The organism is Nguyenibacter vanlangensis, from assembly GCF_013376155.1.
Lineage (GTDB): Bacteria > Pseudomonadota > Alphaproteobacteria > Acetobacterales > Acetobacteraceae > Gluconacetobacter > Gluconacetobacter vanlangensis.
In genome coordinates, this window is the sequence record NZ_JABXXP010000003.1 from 25,400 (window position 1) to 44,756 (window position 19,357).

Genomic DNA, 19,357 nt, shown 5'->3' on the forward strand with positions numbered 1-19,357 from the left:
CCTGATCCGGTTCGAAATTCGTTCATGCGCTTTGGACGCAGTTATGGCGTCGTGACTATGCACATTTTTGACGGGGAGCGCAAGGGGGAATCGGGGTGCCGAGATGCCCCACATTCTTGATCTGGCCCACGTCGGGTCCGCGCTTCGTGGCCTGGACGACGATGAGAAGGGTCTAAGGATTGTTGAGACCCCTGGCGGGGAACAGTCAGTCTCTCCCATCACCGGGCGCTCCGAGCCACCCTGGGACAGCCTGCTTCTGGGCCGAGCGGAGCGGGTGCCCAGAAGTGCGGGCACCGCACTGGCACAGGGGGGCTCTTCGCGAGGGAAACTGCCACCCGAACTTCCGAACTTCTCTATAGGGGGCCGGAGAAGTTCGTCGGCATTTCCGAACTTCCGAACTTCTACAAGTTCGCGGAAGTTCGGAAGTTCGGGACGTGGGCAAATCATACGCTAACAACGCATTTTCCTCTTGCAGAAGAATGCGCGGCTAGCGTATAAATCCTTATGACGACGATGGACCGCGCCTTCGGCTGGCACGATGCCAAAAGCGAGCAGTGCCTTCGGGACCGTGGCTTCAGTTTCGCCGACGTTCTTCCGATCTTCGCGGGCGAATTGTTCGAGAAGGTCGACGACCGGAAGGACTACGGAGAGGTTCGTATCCGGGCGGCCGGTCTGATTGAGGACGTGCCGTTCATGGTCGTCTACACGCAGCGGGATGACGTGACGTGGATCATCTCGGCCCGTCGCATGCACGACAAGGAGTGGCGTAGATGGCGAGAATGACGTTGAAGGAAGCGATGTCCCGTCGGTCCACGATCGACTGGAACCGCGTCAGGGCGACCACGGACGATGATATAGCCCGCCAGGCGCTCGAGGATGGCACTGAGACCCCTGACGGCCTGGGAGCGGCCTATCCGACCCCAGCAACGGTTCGACGCCATATGGGGATGACACAGGCGTCCATAGCGGCCTTGATCGGCGTCCCAGTGGCAACGTGGCGGAACTGGGAGCAGGGCCGTGTGCGCCTCGACCCTGCCGTGCGGACGCTGCTGCGCGTGCTGTGGCGGGAACCGGATGCCGTCCGGCGAGCGATGGAGGCGGCTTAATGGCATTCATTGGAGGCTGGAGCGCCCGGATTCGGGCGCTCCCTGTCACGACCAGTAGAGGTGAGGACGCCGCGTCCCGGTGTAGGGAAAAACAGCATCGGTAGGATCCATATCACCCTTGACGATCAGCCGAGCGACGCGATTGTCGAGGTGACGACCAGGGCGTATGCTGTACATGTGGCTATGCCAATTGGGGGATTCGGATGCGTCCCTGTTGCCGCCGTATCCGGCGCGATCAAGCCGGTTAGGTGCCCAGCGGTGATCTTTCCCAAACCTGCGGCTATGATGAAAAGTGCGAGACATGGCGTAGGTTCCATGACGCGCGGATTGATTTCCGAGCGTGCCTACATGGCTGCCTCCTCTTGGGCTGATGGTGACGATGATCGAACTTGACCCGAATAGCGCACGTCGGGGCGCTCGTTCAACGCCCGATTATTACCTTCGCCCTCCATCAGCCCGCATTGCCCAGTTCTCACCGCGGCGGCATAGATAGGGAACGAGCAATGTCACGCAGGGGGGACGGATGGACCATGGCGATTTCACGATCGGTTCGACCTTCTGGACGGCCTCCGGCGAATGGCGCTGCACGGACATCGGCCGCCGGACGGTGATCGCCATCAGGATTGATCCCGGCCGCGATGCGTCTTGGTATAGCGGACCGCCATATGCCGTCATGGAGACGGTGCTCGACGAGGACGACCTTGAGTCCTGCTTCCCTACGGAAGCGGAAATGAGGGAGCAGATGGGCGGCTGACCGCGACTTCAGGGCCGCGTCGTCGGGAAGTGGGTGTGGAAGTGAGGGTTTGGGATTCCCATGCCCGATTTGCGCATATCAAATTTCAAACTGCGTAATTGACGTAGTGCGTAAAACTCTCATATAGATTGGCTCATGGAATCGGACAGCCTGCACGCCGTTTGTGAACTTCAATCTTTCCGTCGGTCGGCTTTTGACGCTGGTATGACTGAGGACGATATCGCTCGGGTCGTGAATATCGTTGCAGCTAATCCTCAGGCTGGAGACGTGATGAAGGGAACAGGCGGATGTCGAAAGCTTCGGATATCCGGACGCGGAAGAGGAAAAAGCGGAGGATATCGCACCATCACATTTTTTGGAGGCGATGATCTTCCGGTCTTTCTTATCACCGTGTTTTCGAAGGGGGAGAGGGCCAATCTAACGAAGAGTGAACAGAATGCACTATCGGTAATATCTGGACAAATTATTGAATCATATCAGAAAAAAGTCGTGAAAGTAGGTATAGGGGCATGAGCAAGAAGGCATTCGACAAGATCTCCGAAGGTCTCTCGGAAGCCCTTTCCGTAGCGAGGGGGCAATCCGAGCCCGCGCGACTGCATATTCCTCCAGAGATCGATGTTCGGTCTATACGCCACAAAACCGAACTCTCTCAGGATGAGTTTGCCTCCACCTTTGGTTTTAGCGTCCACCAAATCCGGCAATGGGAGCAGGGTCGCAATAGGCCCCTCGATGGGTCTCGGGCATACCTGATGCTGATTGATCTATATCCCGATGTGATTAAGCAGTGGAGACAAGAGGCGCTTCAAGCGCACGATGAGCCGCAAAGGAAATGCGGATAACGAACAACCCCGCTCCGGCGGGGTTTTCTTTTGCCCAGATCCATGCGTACCGGCGCGGGCTGATCCCGGGCGAAATAGCCCAGCCCGCCACCCATAAACGGCAGTTTTCTGCGGATTCCATGGCGGGCGAGGCGGTGTACGGCCACCGGGTCCGAACTTTGCCGAAATCGCACGGATCACCACCATAGAACGGCAGAAATCTGCGGTTTTTACCCAGGATTTGGCCTTCAACCAGCAAGCATGCCAGCAGGTCACGCGGACCCGGAGGGTCGGGCGCGTTTCGACACGTGATGCAATCTGCGGGTCCCGCGTGCCGGCCCGCATCCAAGGCGCCTACCACCCTCGGCCGGCTCCAGCCGTGAATGGAGCCGCCTGAAGCCAGCGCCGCGGCGGGATACCGGCGGCGGATGCCCGTGCCGCGCCTATGTGCACGCCACTTATCGTGGAATTATCCGTCTTAGGGTGGTTTAGGGCGGAACGGCCGGCCCAACATATCGATAGCCGACGCGCGCCATGTCATCAGGCCAGTGCTCGAGCTGGTCCATGAAATGGATCCACGCTCCCTCGAACCATAAGACGGCTTCGAGTTGACCGGTGCCGTTGGCCAACCAATGCACGGTTTCGCTCTCCGTCCCTGTTGGCGGATGGCACGCGTTTGCGGGCGCTGCCGCGGGAATCCGACCGAAGCGCGCAATCACGACAGCCTCAGTTCATCGGCAATCCGATCCAACCCCTCCGCCAGGTGGGACACGCCCATGTGCTGGTCCGGGAACTCGCCGCGCACCAGGCGCATGATCTGAGCCCGTGCGCTCGTCGGAACGACCCCCACAAGCTCATTGTATCGCTTCCAAGCGCGGCCCTCCTGCTCGTCATCCTCCGGAGACGATAGATCGGCTCCGCGACCGCCCAGATCGGCCACGACGCGGGGGCGGCCGAACGCCAGGGCATAAAGCCGACAGACCTCATGGCCGGCATCGGCCTGCCGACGAGTCAGCGCATCGATGTCGACGTAGAAGGACAGCACGCAGTTATCGAGCATGCGATCGGCGCCGACCTCGCGGTCGTAGACGCGCCGGCGCGCCAACATCGCGGGGCCGTTTGCGCCGCGGTCAGCTTTTTGCATGTGCGTCATTCGATTTCCTCAGTCGTTGAGCCATGTGGCGCAGAAGATGTTCCAGTTCGGACTTCTCGGTGTGGAACCGCTCCGGGTCGCGTCGGTCGGGGATGAGACGCCGAAGGCGGGAGGCGATGTTCTCGATCTGGGTTGGGTCGATCGGGTGCGCTCTGTTGGCGGTCATTCGTCTCCGCCATCATCTTCCGGAGGATAATTCGCGGCGGCCTGCCGCATCTCGGCCAGTTTCACCGGCGAGACAGTGATGCAGCCGGTCGTTTTGTGCTTCAAAGCCGGCGACCGGTATTCTCCCTCAATGATCACCCCGTTTTCCTTCCATGATTTCAATATGCTGAGCGCCTGGAACTCAGACTTGTCGGCCATCTCCATGACCACGTTCCCAGCCCAGCGCGCCTTCGCCTGCTTCCCGAGGGCGTACCGCTCACCGGCAGACGGCCCGCGCTCGATCTGCTCAAGGATCCGCACGATCATCGAAAACGGCAGATCCCTCCATGTTGTCGGGGGCGCCCAGGGCTCGACAGACTGAACGCTGTCCCCATCCGGGTATTCCTCCGTCGCATTGCCGATATTGATGCCGACAAGCTGGTACCATTCCGCCGCTTCGGCCGGCGGCCCCATATTGGCCTTGGCATTGTCCAGCCGCACGAAGGACCGGCGCTTGTCGTCCGTGACATTCAGCTTGGCCGCCTCGTCCTTCGACATCGCCGAAAGGGTGGACATCACCCGGGCTGCGCCCTGAATTGCGGCGGCACCGCGGAAAGCTTCGCTGTCGCCCGCCTGGCCTCCCTTGCGGAAGTGATGGACCAGCCATACCGCGCACTCAGCCCGATGCGCCACCTGCCCCCACAGCGCCATCACCAGGTTCATCTCGTCATTGCGGTTTTCCTCTGCACTATGGGACTGCACGAACGGATCAACCACCAGCAGCGCGATCTTCCGGCGCCGCAGTTCGTCGACCAACTCGTCCACGATCGGCGTGGCTACCAGGTTCCCGGAAGCGTCCCGATTGGCGATCACCAAGGGCCGGTCGCGCCCGCTATCGACATAGACCGTGTCCTTGATCGCCGCGTAATCAACCTTGTGGTGCATGATCGCGGCCTTGATGCGGCGGCGCATCTCGTCTTCGGGATCCTCCAGGTTGTAGAACCACACGGCCCCAGTCTTGTGGACGCGCTGGAAGATCCCCGGGTTCAACGGGTCCGCTGCCAGCAGCGAACGCCCTGTGGCGACGGACAACCCGACAACCATCGTGAAGGCAGTCTTGCCGACACCTCCGGGGCTGCCCAAAACGGACACGAAGCCACGCAGCAGTTCACGCCCATAGAGCCAGCGCCGCGGCGGGATAAGGTCGAGATCCAGTGAAGCCAGCGACGTCGCTTGAAAACCCGGCGCGTGCCCATCAGCGACCTTCCTGTCCTCGCTTGGATGGAAGAAGGGCCGGATACCCTCCGGATCAACCGGCTCGGGATCGGGCGCGCCGGCAACATAGCGCTCGATGTCCGCAAGCTGATCGAGATCCAAGTCAAAATCGAACGGGCCGTTCAATGCATGGCCCTCCGCATGATGACGTCGTTCCAATCCTTCTCCGCCCGCGGCGTCAGGATCTCGACATTGGCACCGGCTTTCGACCAGCGTGCAGCGCAGACCCGGGCCGCGCGCAGGCCGTGCCCGTTCTCGTCCCGATCGGCATAGATCGACAGCTTCTGGATGACCGGATGCGGCGGCAGACGCTCTATGCCGCCGGCCGTCGCGCAGGCCCACATGGCGACGTTGCGCAGATGCTGTTGAACCGAGAGCGCGGTTTCAATCCCCTCGGCGATGCCCAGGGCGCCGGCAATCTCGGTCTGGCGCTCCAGGCAGATGATCCCGGCCCGGCCGAGCATCATCTTGTCCTGGCCTTCCGCCTTCCCGCTCCCGTCCGGGCGCAGGAATGTCCGGTGCAATCCGCAGGGCTCGAAGGTCACCGGATCGATCATCAGGGCGATCATGGCCGGCAGGCGCTCGTTCCTCCCGCGCGGGCACGCCGGATGAAAGCGCAGACAGCCGGTGTCCTCGCTCAACGATAGTCGGCGGGTGCCCAGATAGATCTCGACCGGCGTTCCGGCCGGTTCCAGCCCCTCGCCCCAGATCGAGAGGGCGAATTTCTGGTTCCGACGCACGACCTCGTCATTGGCTTCGTGCGACAGGCTGACCTCGGGAATCGGCAGGCCGGTTGGCAGGTTGGTCCTGCCAGAGCCACCGAAAGGCGGCGCAATCCCGACTTCCTGTGCCAGCGCGTTGACTGCTTCCTGAAACGAGCATCCGCAGCAATGCTGCAACCAAGAGAAGGCGTCCCCATGCGCGCCGCAACCGAAGCAGTGATATCCACTTTCGTAAACTGCGAAGGAGGGATTCCGCTCGGCGTGGAACGGGCACAACCCCTGGAAGCAGCGGCCATTGCGGCGCAACTGGACCGTACGGCCGATCAGGGACGCCAACGGGTTGCGTGCGCGGATCTCGTCCAGGACCGCCTCGGGAATGCGGGATGCCGCCGTTGCCCTCACGCGTCCCCCTCTTCGATCCGCTCGAAATAGGTGACGCGGCGCAGCCCGGCCGCCTTCAGCACGGTAGGAGAAAGCTGGCGTCGGCCACGCATCATGTCGGACACGTCTTGCTCGCGAATGCCGTGCGCCCGCGCAAAACTACGCTGATTGCCGTATTTCGCGATCGCCTGGCCGACGATCCGGAACGCGTCGACGGAATCGAGACGGTTCATCGCATCATCCTCGCGCGCTGGGCCTCGGCACGTGCCACCTGCTCAGGCGTCGGCCGGCGCACATATTGCGGCTTCGAACCCGACCGCTCTGTGGGCCGCCGTGGGTCCTGTAACTTCAGGCTGAGGAATTCCCCCGATCGGCCGTCCTTCACCCAGGCGCAGATTTCCATGTCGCGGCCGCCGATACGAACCGTGCCGACATAATCGGGAGCCCGGTCCGATGCTCTCTGACGGTTCAGGAACAGGACGCCCGTGTTTTCGCGCTGCTGACCGCGCAGGTCGGAATCCGCTGGTGTCATAGGGTCTGGAAGGTCTGTCATCGGCCACCTTTATGCGTGTCTTGGTGGCCAGACCGTCGGGTGGGCTCGTCCAGAGTGCGACGAGAAAAAATGACCGGACGTGATTTTTTTTCGGGCCTCATGCCGGCGCCTCGCCAATCACCCGCACCCGCACGACCGTCTGATCGCACGGGCCATACCGCCTCACGGCCGACACCGACGCGATCAGGCTGTCATCACGCCAGATAATTCCGTTGAGGGCATCGCCCAGCAGTTTCACCACATTGTCCAGATCCGGCTTGCCCGTGGCCGGCAATGCACCCTCGAGCGCTTTCCGGCGACGCACGTTGGACCACGACGCCGGAACGGCCTTGGTGATCTCGATGTCGAGCGACACGGGGATATCCAGCGGAACGGACGGCATCGCGTCCATGGCGCACGCGCGCACGAATGCCTCGGCGTTCAGTGTCTTGCTGTCCGTGTAGGTTCGGCCGTTCCCGAAACGCGGTCGGCCTTTGCCGACAGCCGCACCGGGGATGGTGATCGTCAGCGCCGTCATCGCCGCGCCCTCCGGCGCCAGACGCGGGCACGTTCTCGGGCGTGTTCAGCCTTCTCGATGGCCGAACGCTCGACGTCCTGCCACCATTCTTGCATCCGCAAACAGAGCCATTTCCAGATCATGCAGCCTCATTTCGGAGCGCATCCAGGCGGACACGCATCAGATCGGCCTCGGCGTCCAGACGGCGCGCCTCAGCTTCCAGGTGGGCCGCGAAACGCGCGCGCACGCTCAGCCATTCGGCTGCCGTGACGCTGCGGATTTCGCGATAGAGACAGGCGCGGACACGACGCTCCGTCATGTCAAAGAAGCGCGCGACCTCGTGGATCGCAGCCTTCAGGCCGCGGTCCCGCTTCCGGCCATCAACGGCCTGCGTCACGAGATCTGCGAATTCCTCGACGACGGGGTCGGCTGTCATCTTGCTTTCGCGGACAGATCGCTCCGCGCCTTTGGACGAAAAACTCCATGCCACTGGACTGCTCCTGAATGAGACTCCGGGTTGTCGAGACCGTAGGAGGCACCAGAGCAGTGCGAGGTGACGTGGAGAAAACTGGAAAATCGAACGGCGATGCGGTGGGGCAGTCCGTCCTTGACCGCATCGACGCCACGCTGATCGGGCTCGCGCACATGCGGGCCCGCGTCGGCGTGTACGAATACATCCCGGCCGCCAGGCTGAGCACGGCGCTGACCAGGGCAATCCTGGCGCCGACCCTCTGCGTCATGCCGGCCGTTCCCATGCCGCCGACCATGGCGCGGCAGATCGACGCCCTGAACGCGTCGCTGCGCCGGGCCGGCGCGGTCACGGAAGCGGATCTGGGGTAAGGGGATGGCCTGCGTCATTGTCCAGGCCGGTCATTCTCGGTGACACTCGGGGTGCACGGGGGAGCTTCCGACTCCCCCGCGCTTTCACCATCTGAACCACCAGAGGATGAACCGGATGTCTCTGCCAGCCATGACACTAAAACTTCTGTCGCTACGTCGTGAAGGCGAAGGGATTGAAGCTCCGAACGTAGAACTGACGATACGGATTCAAGGATCGAACGGACGTCTTCCGTTCTCAGGAACTTTGACAGTGCTGGTTCCAGAGACTGGATTGCCCGATTACACTCGGCGCGGACCGTCTGGAGCTGCGCTTCAAGCCGTCGGCTCAATCGTCGAAGCGTTTGTGACTCTACAAAACGCACATAAGGCGCCTGATCTGGAGTGATCACGGCACCATTAAACTGCATCGCGCTCCGCTGGAGCAGTTCCAGCGGGGTCATAGCCCCGCCTCCGATGCCCCAACCGGACGGAGGCGGCAGCGTCCAATGACTCCGCCGCCTCCCCGTGCCACCATGCGGTCACCACAACACGACATGGAGGAACCCTGATGGTCGAAGGAAATCATATTGATGAAGCGATCTGGAGACCGATTCTTGAATTTCTGAACAAGAATCCCTTTGGTCCGCATAGATATCTTAAAGATATAGCGCCAGACATTGATAGCAACATTGCGCTCCAGAATATTTACTATCTGGCGCAGAACAAACTTTGCACAGCCAATATAGAACCCACACCGCAGGGCAGCTTCCGTTATTTTGGAGGAGTACAAATTACCACCCGAGGAATCGACTTCCTCAAGAACGACGGTGGCCTCAGCAAGCGGCTGCGCACGATCACCGTCGAACTCGACGGCGACACCATCAAGGCCCTGATTGCCGACAAAGTCGATCAGTCCGACGCACCCGACGAAGACAAGGGGAAGATCAAACATGCAATCCGCTCCCTTCCTTCCAACGCGCTGACAGCCCTAACAGGTGAGCTTGTGAAGCGGGGTCTGTCCTCGGCTTCGGATCTATTGCCGTGGCTCGAAACAGCACTTCGTCACCTATGATCCCGGCAAAGCTGAAGGTGACCTCATGCGACACCAGGCCAAAGTCCAAAGACGTCCGGAAGTCGCCCGTCAGGTGCGCCGGGCGGTTGAAGGACGCCATGAGGATGGAGCCATTCTCGTACGGCTCGACCCAGATACGCGATGCTTCGACACAGAGGGGCGGATTGAACCACGGCTCGCTCATCCCGCTGCCTCCGAGGTGGTGGGGGCCGGGGCTTCGACCGGCGGGAAGAAGTCGTTGGGGGTGACGAGGCCATGCGTTGCCTCTGCGATGCGATGCATAATGGAACTTCGAGGAACGCGATGCCCACTGCGATATCTGTTGACGGAGGCCTGTGACACATCAATCAGACAGCCAAACTGCCGCTCCGTGATCGAGTGAACCGCAAGAAAGTGAGCCAGCTTCATATCGTGGATATGCCATTTTGGTATGATTAAATCAATACCAAATTGGTGTTAGACCGAGAATACCGATGTGGTATGATATTGCATGATAAAAACCAACAACATTCGAGCCATTCGAATGGCTCGGGGCCTGTCCCAAGCACGGCTTGCTGAGATCATTGGGACATCTCAGCCACAAATCGACCGGCTAGAAAAAGGCGAACGGCGCTTGTCGGTGGAATGGCTTGAAAAAATTTCTACTGCTTTGGATGTCTACATTGGCTCTCTTATCCAAGTCTCGGACCCAGATGAAAATCAAATTCAATCATTCAATGACATTGCGGGAAAATCTATCAACATAGAGGTAAGAAAGGCTATACAGTCAGCATCATCTATGGAGTTTGATATAATCAACGACGTAGCAGTTTCCGTAAATTGCCCACCAGGACTCATGAAAATATACAATAATTCTGAGACAAATATTAAGAAAAATGTTGTAGCATTCCGTATCCCAAATGATTCTCTTCATCCTCGTTGGAAGCGCTCTGAGATCGCATATTTATCCATTAATAATGATTTAAAGAATAGAAGCAATGAGGAATTTATAAATGAAAACGAAACAGGACATTATGCAATAAAGCTGGAAGAAGGAAGCTACATTTTAACAAAAATTCTCGGAAAAAATGGGAAAAAATTCAGGTTATATTATCTTGATTCAAGGTCTGGTCAAAAGGAGTTTTTTATAAAAGAAGAGGATGTAAATTCTATATATAAGATTTTTGAGTGGGAAGAGCTTCTTTATGGCTGGAAAATGGAAACTCTTTATTATCGCATTGCCGATCTAGTGGGATCAAAAAACACCAAATAGGCATTGACCACAAAACCAAAACGGTATTATCTCACCTCATCAGCCACCACTGGTGGGGTTTTTCGTCTCAGGACGCGGGCCTCCGCTGGCATGGCTGACCAGTTTACAATGCCATGGGGCCAAGATGTCAGATCGATATCGAATGCCGGAGGCGTCGCGGGTCTATCTCCGCATCCCTCCGGACCTGCGTGAATGGCTCGAATGTCGAGCCGCAGGACGTGTGCGCAGTCTGAACGCGCACATTACGGACCTCCTTGAAGAGGCCCGCGAACAGGAAACAGCAGCGAGGAACGCCGGCAAGCTCACCCTCGCCGCTGCCCGTATCACCAATCCGCAAGCTGGAGAGCCCGCCAATGGGTGACCACCTCTATATCATGCCGCCGGTCGCGGGGGCAAACGACCTGGTTTGCGTCACGCCCACTCTTCGCTCGATGCTGCTGATCGGCGCATCGGTGTTCGTCGCCACCCTCTATGTGCTGGGGGCGGTGCGATGAACGAACTGCACAATCCCATCTATACCGGTCAGTTGCGCGGACACGCCATCCGGTTCTTCGCTGCCCCCAACGGCGTGGTCGCCTTGCCGTGGCACTCCTGCGCCGACCTGGCGAGTGCTGCCGGACTGCCGGCCGACGCGCAGGACGTGTTCCTCCAAATGACACGCTCTGGATCGTTCCAGGACAGTGTTCGGATGGTCCGCACCGATGCGGGGGAAGTGCTGATCGCCCCGCATTTCGTTGCCCAGGGCACGATCGGCGCATTCAAGCAGTGCGGCTTTCTACCGGCCGACGATGCCTTCGAGAATGAATTCTATCGGGCCGGAATTGGCGCTGCGAAGGTGCTTCAGGCAGGCATGAGCCCGGAGGAACGCTTCGCCAATATCATCGCCTTGGGGCGCCAGCATCTCGGTGCCGACGATCCGATCTACGCTTCGACTCGTGGTGAAGGAAGCGCCGCATGAACGCGATCCTTCCGACCGATGCGCCCCGCACCATGTCGTCGCGCGAGATCGCCGAGTTGACGGGCAAGGCGCATAAGAACGTGATCCGCGACATCGAGACGATGATCGCAGACATAGAAAAAGATGGCTCAGATTTGAGCCATCAAGCAAAATCAAATGGTTACAGAATTGACCGCGACATACGCGGGTATGTGTCAGCGATCCACCTGACGCAGGATCTGACCTACAATCTCATCCTCGGATATGACGCGGTCCGTCGCCTGAAGGTGGTGCGCCGCTGGATGGAACTGGAGAGTGGTGCGGCCTCCGCCCCCAAGCCCAAGGCTCCCCGCGCGCCGGCGCTGATCGGTCCGCGCCGCCAGACGCTCGGGCTGATCGAGCTTTACACCCGCGTCAACGAGATGCGCGGGCTGGACCGGAACGCGGCGCTGATCTCGGCGAACGACCGCGCGACGGTGAAGACGGGCATCAACCTGTTCGAGGAAGCCGGGCCGGTGCGCATGGACGCGCCGGATCAGGAACCGGTGATGAACGTCACCGCCATTGCTGCGGCGATCGGCGGCATCAGCAACCGCCGCATCAACCCGGCCCTGATCGAGATGGGCTACCAGATCAAGGGCGGAAAGGGTTGCCGTTGCCCTTACCAGGCGACCGACCTGGGCAAGCCGCATTCGCGCGTGGTCGATTCCCCGCGCAAGCATGCGTCCGGCTTCTCGCAGGAGCTTCTGTGGAAGCCGTCGATCATCCCGCTGATCAAGACCCACCTCGCCGGCGCGACCTCGCCCTACGCCGCCGTCGCGCTGGCGGCCGATGCCGATCTGGTGCCGCGGGGAGGGCTGCTGTGATGGATCGCGCCACCCTTCTTCATGTCGCGATGGTCAATAGCCACCCCGTGCGGTTCTACAAGGCGCCGCGCGACGATAGTCAGTATCCGTGGCATGACCATGAAGCCCTGCTTGTTGCCGGAGGGTTCAATCTCAATAATGGCGCGCAGGTCATACCGGATTCCATCTGGAAAGAGCCGCATTTGATCATGCGTGTCATCTGCCCGGCAACAGGGCGTCCAGTCGCCATTGCCGACAACCGGCTGGCGCGGGAATTTTTCAATTCGGCGCCGCTCGGCATGCCTCTCATTTCTCGCGGGTTCGGTGAATACCGTGATGCGCTGGCGGAAGCGGTCGGCCTGCTGATCGGCGCCATGCGTGATCCGGAGGATCGGTCCGTGTGGCTGAGCAACGCCTGGCTGCGCGACCAGGGTGAGCAGCCCATGCCGCCGACCATGGAAACCGAACTCAGAAAGATGACGCGGGCAACAGGGCGAACGCTCTTCGATCCCGGCGACGGTAACGGCCTGCCGGCCGGCACGCGTTCCGCCATCCACTGAAATTCACTGGCCGCAAGGCCAAGCCAGGAACCATCAAAATGGTCAAGGTCACATCGCGCCCGAAATGCGCCCAGAAGACGGCTGCGCCCGTCATTATCGAAGATCAGATCGACGCGGCGATCGCGCCGGCCGTCCGAACATCCAGCGTCGTCGGTCGGGAGATGGCCGAATACTACGCGACGTTCCGCGACGCCGAGGACGACGAGCGCACAACCGCCGAGGTCGAGGTCCGAAGGGAGGCCGTCAGTGAGCGGATGTGTGCTCTCTGGGCCGAATATGAGGACAGTCCTCTGCCGGTCGCGACAGCGGCGGATGTGCTGTCCGAACTGATCGCCGTCGTCTCTCGCATGACATCATCAGTCGAGCCGGGCGGGTTTGACCTGCCGGAGTCCTTCAGGATGATGGAAAGGCTCTGGCGGATCATTCGCCCCGCATCTGAAATCTTCGGGATCGATCCAGATACGATCGGGGCCGATGCCATCTCTCTGCCGATTGATGAGAACATCAGGTCGGAAAACTTTTACGCACGCTATGTCGTGATGCGGGCCTTGGAAGAAGGCATCGCGTTCCGCCTGACGCCGCGTGGCAAGCTGGAGATTTTCCGTAAGGACGGGAAGCGGGCTCCGAATGCTCTGCTCGATAGCATTTCCGAGGAAGATATTTTGAAAGAGGTCAAGAGCCTCATCGTGGGGAAAGGGCCCTCCCTCACTATCCCATCCCAAGCCGCGCATCTGGCAGGCAAGACATGGTGGCTGACGCGCGACGACATGCGCAATGTCCCTTGTGACGCTCTGCGCCGTGTCAGCGTCGGCTGGGGACCGCGTTCTCCCGACCATGATCTGATCGTGGCGTGCAAGCGCCTTGAGGCCATCGAGAACGAGCATTGCCGGATCTACAACGAACATCCCGCCGAAGAAGAGAAAGATGCCCTCTGGGATCAGCTTTCCGGCGAGCGCGATGAACTGATGAAACGCGTCTGCAGCATGCGTGCCATCACGACGGCTGGGATTGCCGCCAAAGCCAGAGTGATCCTGGCGAACGGCAACGACATGGCTACCGGCGAGGGGGCGAATATCGACCAGATGATGCGCAACGCCCTGCTGCGCGACCTGATCGCCATGGATGACGGCGAGAAAACTCGCCAGCGCCTGTTCCCGGATCAGGAAGAACTGAAGCGTGCAGATGACAATTATCGCCTGCAAAGGCTCGTCAATCAGGCAGGCATGGCCTTCTATACCATGGACGCATCCCCGCTCGATAAAGACATTCCGAACGAGTTGGTGGATGAATATTGGGGACTGGTTAACCAGGCTTGCCAGATCCGCGCCACATCGACGGAAGCGCACCTTGCGCGCGTCAGGATGCTGACCTTCGGCAATGTCAAAGATGGCCGCTTCGTCAAACTTCCAGAATTTCCGGATCAGGTCGTCCGCGCGTTGGTCCGCGATGTCGTCGGCATGCAGGACGACCAGGGAGATGCCGCATGAGCGCGAAACTGGCAGCCGGATGGAAATCCGGCCTGACCCCGCGCGGAATGGGTGTCCGTATCGCGGAAGAGATGGCGTCCGAACCCGACAATGCCTTTCTCAGCCGGTTCAGGATGGAACTGACTGACCTGTGCGAACTGTGGGCTGACCTGGGCTATCCGACGCAGATCCGGCGTTTGTTCGCCCTGCAGTTCGAAGGGGGAGCGATCATGCATCGCCTGACGATCCGGCAGGACCGGCAGGCCTGGCGGCAGATCGAAGGAGTGCGCATGTAATGGGACGTCCACGCAAGGAATGGCCGCAGCGCGAAATCGGAATCCTGGTCCGCATGCGCCGTGCCGGCCACACCTGGAAGCAGATCGGTGACCGGCTGGGCAAGCAGCGCAACACCTGCCGACGGTTCTGGATCGAGGTGCTGGGATATCCGGCAACACGCGTCCGCCCGGGCAACAGGCATCAGGAGGTCATCACATGACCCCGCGTGAAGCATACGCGGCCCTCGGCCTGCGCGAGCCCTTCTCCCATGGCAAGGCTTGGGCTGAAGCAGTGTGGGGCGTCGAAGGTCGCCCCCTCCATGCAATCATGCCCAGCATGGAAGCTCGGGCCGAGGTCATGCGTGACTGCATGGAACATGATCTCAATCTCCCTGAAACCATTATCGATAAGCACATCGAATGTTTTGTTACGGCAGCAAAAGCCCGGCTTTACGATCTGGCCATGGCCCCCAAGGTGGCGGGGAACGCATGAAGACAGCGATTCATGGCAGGGCATTGCCGCCCGAAAGCATCGACTGGAGCGCGGTGAAATGTCTTTGGGTCCAAGATGCGTTGGACGAAATCAACGCACCGACCGTCTTCTTCCCGTGCGTCGTCTTCATGGATGACACATGGAGCTGTCTGGCCCTCACCACGGACATCACCAGCGCGCGGCAATGTGTTGCATGCCTCGGCGCACTCTACGACAAGCCGGTGAAGGATTGGACGAGGCCTGCGCCGGAAACGCTTGCGGAAGACAGTTTTTTCTACAGCATGCGCGATCTTCTTCCGGAAAATCATGGGCGGGAAATCCCCGAGCAGGAACCGCAATGGGGGGCGGGCTGGTCCGAAACCGACCATCTGTTCCGCGATGGCGCAACAGGTGCTGAGTTCATGCATGAACTTGCCGAGATGGATCGCATCTTCAGGGAAGGAATTGTCGAGGAAGACCTCGACCGGGCGCGTGTAAGCATGGCCCTTCGCGCCACGCGGGAAACAGCCGTCCGTCGTTGGATCATGCTCCACGTCGCCAATCCACGACATGAGGCCACACCATGAAAATCACCGTCGAAGTCGATCTCGAAGCCGTCGGCAGGGCGATCGCAGATCACGCCCTGGTGGACGAGCGCGAAGGAGTAGACGCCATGTCCCTGATGCTGCGCGGCGCCGGCTTCGCCATCAGCCTGGGCCGCGCAGGAGGGCCGGAGTTGGAGCATGCCGCCATCGTTATAGCCTCGCTCGCAAAGGCCGCCAGCGACAGGGCGATGGAAATCGTCCAGTCGATGGCTCTTCCCGATCAGGTTCTGGACCTATTGGAAGGAAGAAGGACGCCGTGAGCGACAAGAAACCTGAAGCCCTTTTCTGTTCATTTTGCGGCGCGTCAGCAAAGGAGGCGAAAATTCTGATAGCCGGTCCGAGCGTCTTTATCTGCGACGAGTGTGTGGACGTGTGCCGAGACATCATCGTGGAGAAGAAGGCTACCAGCGTGGCCACGAAGCTCTTGGGCCCGCCTATTCGGTTGCTTCATTTCCTGCGGCCGCGCCGGAAAAGCATAGGGCTGGCGCCATGACCGATCGCGAGTCTCCCTTGATAGAGGGCTGGCGTTACGTCGGACCCTGCCTGCCGCCGGAGGTGGGAAATGAGTGACGTGACCCCTCGTGCCCTCGGCACTGACGAGGCTGCGCGTTACCTCAGCCTGTCTCGCGAGACGTTCCGCAAGCATGTGGCGCCCGACATCCGACCGATCCATATCGGCCGCCGGATCGTCTGGCTGCGCGAGGATCTGGACCTATGGCTCGACCGGGCAGCCGGGAAGGAAGTGGTTGCAGAGCCGATGGCGAAGCGCCAGAACCCACTTGATGCCCTGCTGTGATCGTTGTCCGCTTGCGCTACATTCACCGGGTGAAAGACCGGTATGGGCGGCTGCACTTCTATCTGAGGCGCCCGGGCCATAAATCGATCGCGCTGCCGCATGAGAACGACCCTGGGTTCATCTCCGCATATCAGGCCGCCCTTGCCACGACTGAAGCAGCAGTCGCTGCACCCAAGATCGGAACCGACACGCTCGGCGCATTGATCGAGGCTTGGCAAGTCAGCGCGCATTTCCGGCAACTCGGGCAGTCCACGCAGTCGAATTATCGCCGTATCCTGGCCCGCATGGGCCGCGAGGATTACGCAACGCACAAGGTGCGGGACTTCGAAGCGATGCATGTCCGGCGATTCGTTGCTCGCGCTGCAGAAACGCCGGCCGCGGCGAACCACCGGCTTCGGCTCTTTCGGATGCTGTTCCGCTTTGCTGTCGACGATGGGTGGATCGATAAAGACCCCACGATCGGCGTGCGCCGCCTCAAGGAGAAGGGGGAGGGGGCCAAAAGCTGGTCCGAGGCCGAGATAACGCGGTTCGAACATCGGTGGGCGCCCGGAACGCAGCAGAGGCTGGCCTTCTCGCTCCTGCTCTATACCGGTCAGCGGCGCAGCGATGTCGTCAAGATGGGCTGGGATGACGTCGAGGACGGCTTATTGCGGGTCCATCAGATCAAGACGGGTGCCGCGCTTCTGATCCCCATTCATGAGATGCTGCTGCGCGAGATCGAGCGATGCGACCCTGCGGCTCCGCGATTTCTGATGACGCGCGAGGGACGGTCGAAGCCCTATAGCCCGAACGGGTTCTACAACCATTTTGTCGAGTGGGTGGAGGCCGCCGGGCTGCCAGCGGGACTGAGCCCCCACGGTCTCCGCAAGGCGGCCGCCAGGCGCTTGGCCGAATCGGGATGCACGCCGCACCAGATCGCGGCCATCACTGGCCATAAAACCCTGTCAGAAGTGGAGCGCTACACCCGCGCTGTCGATCAGGTTCGCCTCGCTCGGGAGGCGATGGAGCGGATCGCTCGTGTAAAACTCAATCCAGGTGTTTGTAAAACACCAGACTAAGATATTGATTTATGAGGGTATTTTTTAGCCGTGGCGTCCCATAGGGGATTCGAACCCCTGTTGCCGCCGTGAGAGGGCGGTGTCCTAGGCCTCTAGACGAATGGGACAAAAGGCTTGGGCGGCTTCCTATCGTGGGTAGAGCGGGGGGTCAAGTGTCTTGTGTACAGATTGGGGTTATGATTCGGCAACTGCCACGTCACGGATAAAAAAGCCGGCAGTGACCCGGTCGTTCCAGTGTTCTGCACGTAGCCAGCCGGCGAGGTGTAATGGGGGTGCATTGCGGTCTTCCAACAGCGCGGAAGCTGCCGGATGCTCACCAGTGCGGAATAGCAGGGCCTTCAGGCGAGGACCGCCACCTTCGCCTTCAACAAGCACGCGCAGTGTGTCGCCCTCGCGTCCGATGCGGTCCGAGCGCACCACGCGCGCACGGGGGACGGCCAGAAGCGGTTCGTCGTTGCCGGCTCCGAATGGGGCGAGACGTCCGATATCGGTTGCCAGTTCGGTGGTGGCTGCGGCGACATGCACCATACCTTCGATCTGCATCTCGACTGCATCAGGCAGCTTGGCTGCGTGAGCGAGACGATGATCAAGGTAGTTGTGCAGCGCCTCGATATTGTCATTGGGCAGCGAGAAGCCGGCTGCCATCGCGTGTCCGCCGCCCGTCGTCAATATGCCGGCTTGGCGCGCGGCGATGATGGCTGTTCCAAGATCGATGCCGGCGACCGAGCGGCCCGACCCCTTGACGGTGCCGTCCTCGAGTTCCGCGCCGACAAGCACCGGACGGTTGAAGCGTTCCTTGATCCGTCCTGCGACGATGCCCACCACGCCGGGGTGCCAGTCGCGGCCGGAGAGTAGCAGCACGGCACGGCCGGCGGCGCGTTGGATTGCGGCTTCGTCGATCGCACGGTCCAGGATGGCGCTTTCGACCGTCTGGCGTCGGCGATTGACGGCGTCCAGCCGCTCGGCCAGACGGCGGGCTTCGGCGGGATCGGTGCAAAGCAGCAATTCCAGCCCCAGGCTGGATTCTGCAATTCGGCCGCCGGCATTGATGCGTGGGCCGAGCGCGAAGCCGCAGGTGAAGGCCGATAGCGGCTCGCGCGCCCCGGCGATTTCAAGCAGTGCGTCAAGGCCGACGCGGCGGCGGCGGCTCATGATTTTCAGGCCCTGGGTGACCAAGGCGCGGTTCAAACCGGTCAGCGGCATGACGTCGCATACGGTCGCCAGGGCCACGATATCCAGGAACCCCAGCAGATCGGGTTCGGGTCGGGTCGCGAACCAGCCGGCACGGCGCAGGGCGCGGACTGTGGCGACGGCGGTGAGGAAGGTGACGCCCGCGGCACACAGGCCGTTCTGGCGGGATGTACAGTCCAGCCGGTTGGGATTGACGGTGGCGAGAATCGGCGGAACGGCGCCCTCGACCTTGTGGTGATCCAGGACGATACCGTCGGCGCGCCCGGCGAGGGTGGCGAGGACGTCGCTTGCGGCGGTGCCGCAATCGACGCAGACGACCAGCGTGGCGCCGCGGGCCAGCAGGCTGTCGAGGGCTGGACTGTTCGGACCGTAGCCTTCGGTCATGCGGTCGGGGATATGGGTGACGACGGGGCAGCCGAAATCACGAAGCAACTGGGTGATGAGGGCGGCGGCGCAGGCGCCGTCGACGTCGTAATCACCGAAGATGCCGATCGTTTCGCCGTGGCGGACGGCGTGGGCCAGGCGATCGGCGGCGGCATCCATGTCCTGCAGCGCCGAGGGATCGGGCATGAGGGCGCGGAGCGTCGGGTCGAGGAAGGCGGCGGCG

The 19,357-nt window shown here is 60.9% G+C and carries 31 protein-coding genes and 1 tRNA gene; 22 read left to right on the plus strand and 10 right to left on the minus strand.

Annotated elements, in window-relative coordinates:
• The first annotated feature begins 513 nt into the window (after positions 1–513).
• The 5 genes from HUK84_RS00915 (at position 514) to HUK84_RS22770 (ending at position 2,699) form a co-directional block, all read left to right on the plus strand.
• Positions 514–783 (plus strand): BrnT family toxin, encoded by a 270-nt coding sequence (locus HUK84_RS00915; RefSeq protein ID WP_246285258.1) that lies wholly within the window; start codon positions 514–516, stop codon positions 781–783.
• Positions 771–1,106, plus strand: a complete 336-nt coding sequence (locus HUK84_RS00920) for a helix-turn-helix domain-containing protein (protein ID WP_176638522.1) — start codon at positions 771–773, stop codon at positions 1,104–1,106. Before HUK84_RS00915 ends, HUK84_RS00920 begins: the two co-directional genes overlap by 13 nt.
• Positions 1,107–1,629: 523 nt before the next feature.
• Positions 1,630–1,860, plus strand: a complete 231-nt coding sequence (locus HUK84_RS00925; protein ID WP_176638523.1) for a hypothetical protein — start codon at positions 1,630–1,632, stop codon at positions 1,858–1,860.
• Between the two features lie 135 nt (positions 1,861–1,995).
• Positions 1,996–2,373 carry a type II toxin-antitoxin system RelE/ParE family toxin gene (locus HUK84_RS00930; protein ID WP_176638524.1) on the plus strand — a complete coding sequence of 126 codons (378 nt, stop codon included), beginning with the start codon at positions 1,996–1,998 and terminating at the stop codon, positions 2,371–2,373.
• Entirely contained in the window at positions 2,370–2,699 is a 330-nt protein-coding gene (locus tag HUK84_RS22770) for a helix-turn-helix domain-containing protein (RefSeq protein WP_218064118.1), read from the plus strand. Before HUK84_RS00930 ends, HUK84_RS22770 begins: the two co-directional genes overlap by 4 nt.
• 694 nt (positions 2,700–3,393) lie before the next feature.
• Here the strand turns inward: HUK84_RS22770 and HUK84_RS00940 are convergent.
• From HUK84_RS00940 to HUK84_RS00970, 8 genes are all read right to left on the minus strand, one after another.
• Positions 3,394–3,786 (minus strand): hypothetical protein, encoded by a 393-nt coding sequence (locus HUK84_RS00940; protein ID WP_218064119.1) that lies wholly within the window; start codon positions 3,784–3,786, stop codon positions 3,394–3,396.
• Positions 3,787–3,808: 22 nt separating this feature from the next.
• On the minus strand, positions 3,809–3,997 hold the full coding sequence (locus tag HUK84_RS22775) for a hypothetical protein (protein ID WP_218064120.1): 189 nt from the start codon (positions 3,995–3,997) through the stop codon (positions 3,809–3,811).
• Positions 3,994–5,376: a helicase RepA family protein gene (locus HUK84_RS00945; protein WP_176638527.1), complete on the minus strand. Its 1,383-nt coding sequence runs from the start codon at positions 5,374–5,376 to the stop codon at positions 3,994–3,996. Before HUK84_RS00945 ends, HUK84_RS22775 begins: the two co-directional genes overlap by 4 nt.
• Positions 5,373–6,374 (minus strand): CHC2 zinc finger domain-containing protein, encoded by a 1,002-nt coding sequence (locus HUK84_RS00950; protein WP_176638528.1) that lies wholly within the window; start codon positions 6,372–6,374, stop codon positions 5,373–5,375. Before HUK84_RS00950 ends, HUK84_RS00945 begins: the two co-directional genes overlap by 4 nt.
• Positions 6,371–6,586, minus strand: a complete 216-nt coding sequence (locus tag HUK84_RS00955; RefSeq protein ID WP_176638529.1) for a helix-turn-helix domain-containing protein — start codon at positions 6,584–6,586, stop codon at positions 6,371–6,373. The genes HUK84_RS00950 and HUK84_RS00955 overlap by 4 nt, the downstream gene beginning before the upstream one ends.
• Positions 6,583–6,885, minus strand: coding sequence for a hypothetical protein (locus HUK84_RS00960; RefSeq protein ID WP_176638530.1), 303 nt, complete (start codon positions 6,883–6,885; stop codon positions 6,583–6,585). Before HUK84_RS00960 ends, HUK84_RS00955 begins: the two co-directional genes overlap by 4 nt.
• 118 nt (positions 6,886–7,003) lie before the next feature.
• Positions 7,004–7,423, minus strand: coding sequence for a RusA family crossover junction endodeoxyribonuclease (locus tag HUK84_RS00965; protein ID WP_176638531.1), 420 nt, complete (start codon positions 7,421–7,423; stop codon positions 7,004–7,006).
• A gap of 118 nt (positions 7,424–7,541) precedes the next feature.
• Entirely contained in the window at positions 7,542–7,892 is a 351-nt protein-coding gene (locus HUK84_RS00970) for a hypothetical protein (RefSeq protein WP_176638532.1), read from the minus strand.
• Positions 7,893–7,960: 68 nt separating this feature from the next.
• Between HUK84_RS00970 and HUK84_RS00975 the strand changes: the two genes are divergently transcribed.
• The 17 genes from HUK84_RS00975 to HUK84_RS01050 all read left to right on the plus strand — a co-directional run bounded on the left by HUK84_RS00975 (position 7,961) and on the right by HUK84_RS01050 (position 17,559).
• Entirely contained in the window at positions 7,961–8,242 is a 282-nt protein-coding gene (locus HUK84_RS00975; RefSeq protein ID WP_218064121.1) for a hypothetical protein, read from the plus strand.
• A gap of 115 nt (positions 8,243–8,357) precedes the next feature.
• The gene (locus tag HUK84_RS00980; protein WP_176638534.1) at positions 8,358–8,627 is read left to right on the plus strand and encodes a hypothetical protein; all 270 of its coding nucleotides are present in this window, start codon (positions 8,358–8,360) and stop codon (positions 8,625–8,627) included.
• Positions 8,628–8,789: 162 nt separating this feature from the next.
• Positions 8,790–9,293: a hypothetical protein gene (locus tag HUK84_RS00985; RefSeq protein ID WP_176638535.1), complete on the plus strand. Its 504-nt coding sequence runs from the start codon at positions 8,790–8,792 to the stop codon at positions 9,291–9,293.
• A gap of 490 nt (positions 9,294–9,783) precedes the next feature.
• The gene (locus HUK84_RS00990; protein WP_176638536.1) at positions 9,784–10,545 is read left to right on the plus strand and encodes a helix-turn-helix domain-containing protein; all 762 of its coding nucleotides are present in this window, start codon (positions 9,784–9,786) and stop codon (positions 10,543–10,545) included.
• 353 nt (positions 10,546–10,898) lie between these two features.
• The gene (locus HUK84_RS00995) at positions 10,899–11,039 is read left to right on the plus strand and encodes a hypothetical protein (RefSeq protein WP_176638537.1); all 141 of its coding nucleotides are present in this window, start codon (positions 10,899–10,901) and stop codon (positions 11,037–11,039) included.
• Complete coding sequence (locus HUK84_RS01000; RefSeq protein ID WP_176638538.1) at positions 11,036–11,503, plus strand: hypothetical protein; 468 nt, start codon at positions 11,036–11,038, stop codon at positions 11,501–11,503. Before HUK84_RS00995 ends, HUK84_RS01000 begins: the two co-directional genes overlap by 4 nt.
• A complete protein-coding gene (locus tag HUK84_RS01005) occupies positions 11,500–12,348 on the plus strand; it encodes a Rha family transcriptional regulator (RefSeq protein ID WP_176638539.1) in 849 nt (282 codons plus the stop codon). The genes HUK84_RS01000 and HUK84_RS01005 overlap by 4 nt, the downstream gene beginning before the upstream one ends.
• Positions 12,348–12,887 carry a hypothetical protein gene (locus tag HUK84_RS01010; protein ID WP_176638540.1) on the plus strand — a complete coding sequence of 180 codons (540 nt, stop codon included), beginning with the start codon at positions 12,348–12,350 and terminating at the stop codon, positions 12,885–12,887. The genes HUK84_RS01005 and HUK84_RS01010 overlap by 1 nt, the downstream gene beginning before the upstream one ends.
• A 38-nt stretch (positions 12,888–12,925) precedes the next feature.
• Complete coding sequence (locus HUK84_RS01015) at positions 12,926–14,374, plus strand: hypothetical protein (RefSeq protein WP_176638541.1); 1,449 nt, start codon at positions 12,926–12,928, stop codon at positions 14,372–14,374.
• Positions 14,371–14,649 (plus strand): hypothetical protein, encoded by a 279-nt coding sequence (locus HUK84_RS01020; RefSeq protein WP_176638542.1) that lies wholly within the window; start codon positions 14,371–14,373, stop codon positions 14,647–14,649. The genes HUK84_RS01015 and HUK84_RS01020 overlap by 4 nt, the downstream gene beginning before the upstream one ends.
• Entirely contained in the window at positions 14,649–14,849 is a 201-nt protein-coding gene (locus HUK84_RS01025) for a hypothetical protein (protein WP_176638543.1), read from the plus strand. The genes HUK84_RS01020 and HUK84_RS01025 overlap by 1 nt, the downstream gene beginning before the upstream one ends.
• A complete protein-coding gene (locus HUK84_RS01030; RefSeq protein ID WP_176638544.1) occupies positions 14,846–15,121 on the plus strand; it encodes a hypothetical protein in 276 nt (91 codons plus the stop codon). Before HUK84_RS01025 ends, HUK84_RS01030 begins: the two co-directional genes overlap by 4 nt.
• Positions 15,118–15,687 carry a hypothetical protein gene (locus HUK84_RS01035; RefSeq protein ID WP_176638545.1) on the plus strand — a complete coding sequence of 190 codons (570 nt, stop codon included), beginning with the start codon at positions 15,118–15,120 and terminating at the stop codon, positions 15,685–15,687. Before HUK84_RS01030 ends, HUK84_RS01035 begins: the two co-directional genes overlap by 4 nt.
• Complete coding sequence (locus HUK84_RS23030; RefSeq protein ID WP_246285259.1) at positions 15,684–15,965, plus strand: hypothetical protein; 282 nt, start codon at positions 15,684–15,686, stop codon at positions 15,963–15,965. The genes HUK84_RS01035 and HUK84_RS23030 overlap by 4 nt, the downstream gene beginning before the upstream one ends.
• Positions 15,962–16,198 (plus strand): ClpX C4-type zinc finger protein, encoded by a 237-nt coding sequence (locus HUK84_RS23035; protein ID WP_456306654.1) that lies wholly within the window; start codon positions 15,962–15,964, stop codon positions 16,196–16,198. Before HUK84_RS23030 ends, HUK84_RS23035 begins: the two co-directional genes overlap by 4 nt.
• Before the next feature lie 78 nt (positions 16,199–16,276).
• Positions 16,277–16,501: a helix-turn-helix transcriptional regulator gene (locus tag HUK84_RS01045; protein WP_317135205.1), complete on the plus strand. Its 225-nt coding sequence runs from the start codon at positions 16,277–16,279 to the stop codon at positions 16,499–16,501.
• 11 nt (positions 16,502–16,512) lie between these two features.
• Positions 16,513–17,559: a site-specific integrase gene (locus tag HUK84_RS01050; RefSeq protein ID WP_218064122.1), complete on the plus strand. Its 1,047-nt coding sequence runs from the start codon at positions 16,513–16,515 to the stop codon at positions 17,557–17,559.
• A gap of 31 nt (positions 17,560–17,590) precedes the next feature.
• Here HUK84_RS01050 and HUK84_RS01055 read toward each other — a convergent pair.
• Positions 17,591–17,666, minus strand: a tRNA-Glu gene (locus HUK84_RS01055).
• 67 nt (positions 17,667–17,733) lie between these two features.
• On the minus strand, positions 17,734–19,357 hold a 1,624-nt coding region (recJ, locus tag HUK84_RS01060; RefSeq protein ID WP_176638549.1), incomplete at its 5' end, for a single-stranded-DNA-specific exonuclease RecJ.

Coding starts and splice junctions, on each gene's coding strand:
- HUK84_RS01010 (WP_176638540.1), top strand. CDS start 12,348: ATGGATCGCGCCACCCTTCTTCATGTCGCGATGGTCAATAGCCACCCC.
- HUK84_RS00925 (WP_176638523.1), top strand. CDS start 1,630: ATGGACCATGGCGATTTCACGATCGGTTCGACCTTCTGGACGGCCTCC.
- HUK84_RS00940 (WP_218064119.1), bottom strand. CDS start 3,786: ATGTTGGCGCGCCGGCGCGTCTACGACCGCGAGGTCGGCGCCGATCGC.
- HUK84_RS22775 (WP_218064120.1), bottom strand. CDS start 3,997: ATGACCGCCAACAGAGCGCACCCGATCGACCCAACCCAGATCGAGAAC.
- HUK84_RS00955 (WP_176638529.1), bottom strand. CDS start 6,586: ATGAACCGTCTCGATTCCGTCGACGCGTTCCGGATCGTCGGCCAGGCG.
- HUK84_RS01000 (WP_176638538.1), top strand. CDS start 11,036: ATGAACGAACTGCACAATCCCATCTATACCGGTCAGTTGCGCGGACAC.
- HUK84_RS22770 (WP_218064118.1), top strand. CDS start 2,370: ATGAGCAAGAAGGCATTCGACAAGATCTCCGAAGGTCTCTCGGAAGCC.
- HUK84_RS00990 (WP_176638536.1), top strand. CDS start 9,784: ATGATAAAAACCAACAACATTCGAGCCATTCGAATGGCTCGGGGCCTG.
- HUK84_RS01015 (WP_176638541.1), top strand. CDS start 12,926: ATGGTCAAGGTCACATCGCGCCCGAAATGCGCCCAGAAGACGGCTGCG.
- HUK84_RS00960 (WP_176638530.1), bottom strand. CDS start 6,885: ATGACACCAGCGGATTCCGACCTGCGCGGTCAGCAGCGCGAAAACACG.
- HUK84_RS00930 (WP_176638524.1), top strand. CDS start 1,996: ATGGAATCGGACAGCCTGCACGCCGTTTGTGAACTTCAATCTTTCCGT.
- HUK84_RS01005 (WP_176638539.1), top strand. CDS start 11,500: ATGAACGCGATCCTTCCGACCGATGCGCCCCGCACCATGTCGTCGCGC.
- HUK84_RS01030 (WP_176638544.1), top strand. CDS start 14,846: ATGACCCCGCGTGAAGCATACGCGGCCCTCGGCCTGCGCGAGCCCTTC.
- HUK84_RS23030 (WP_246285259.1), top strand. CDS start 15,684: ATGAAAATCACCGTCGAAGTCGATCTCGAAGCCGTCGGCAGGGCGATC.
- HUK84_RS00980 (WP_176638534.1), top strand. CDS start 8,358: ATGTCTCTGCCAGCCATGACACTAAAACTTCTGTCGCTACGTCGTGAA.
- HUK84_RS00965 (WP_176638531.1), bottom strand. CDS start 7,423: ATGACGGCGCTGACGATCACCATCCCCGGTGCGGCTGTCGGCAAAGGC.
- HUK84_RS00985 (WP_176638535.1), top strand. CDS start 8,790: ATGGTCGAAGGAAATCATATTGATGAAGCGATCTGGAGACCGATTCTT.
- HUK84_RS00995 (WP_176638537.1), top strand. CDS start 10,899: ATGGGTGACCACCTCTATATCATGCCGCCGGTCGCGGGGGCAAACGAC.
- HUK84_RS01020 (WP_176638542.1), top strand. CDS start 14,371: ATGAGCGCGAAACTGGCAGCCGGATGGAAATCCGGCCTGACCCCGCGC.
- HUK84_RS01025 (WP_176638543.1), top strand. CDS start 14,649: ATGGGACGTCCACGCAAGGAATGGCCGCAGCGCGAAATCGGAATCCTG.
- HUK84_RS00920 (WP_176638522.1), top strand. CDS start 771: ATGGCGAGAATGACGTTGAAGGAAGCGATGTCCCGTCGGTCCACGATC.
- HUK84_RS01035 (WP_176638545.1), top strand. CDS start 15,118: ATGAAGACAGCGATTCATGGCAGGGCATTGCCGCCCGAAAGCATCGAC.
- HUK84_RS00915 (WP_246285258.1), top strand. CDS start 514: ATGGACCGCGCCTTCGGCTGGCACGATGCCAAAAGCGAGCAGTGCCTT.